Source organism: Olsenella uli (genome assembly GCF_016899935.1).
Taxonomy (GTDB): Bacteria; Actinomycetota; Coriobacteriia; order Coriobacteriales; family Atopobiaceae; genus Thermophilibacter; species Thermophilibacter uli_B.
The window spans coordinates 1-257 of the sequence record NZ_JACJJK010000069.1 but is presented as its reverse complement, the minus strand read 5'-3'; the positions used below and the strand labels follow the sequence as shown (position 1 = coordinate 257).

Sequence of the window (257 nt, the reverse complement as noted above, 5' to 3'; positions counted from 1 at the left end):
CTGTTCGCTCGCCAGCAACTCGGGACGCTCGACACGTTGCCCGAAGTGATTGCACATTGGCGGAAGACCGGCGCGGGATCGATCACACCGACGCTCGTATCAGATGCCATCAGCGCGTTCCAGGATTGGCAATTGCCGCGAGTTAAGGCTCGTACCTCGTCCGATATCCGCTGGCGACTGAAAGCGTTTGCTGCAGCCTTTGACGGACGGTACATGCACCAGCTACATTCGGGCGAACTGGAAAAGTGGCTCTACTC

The 257-nt window shown here is 58.4% G+C and carries 1 protein-coding gene; it reads left to right on the top strand.

The genetic code is table 11. The annotated features are described in order from the left end of the window. Positions 1 to 257 (top strand): hypothetical protein (locus tag H6A07_RS09875; protein ID WP_204814745.1); only part of this gene is annotated, 257 nt, incomplete at both ends.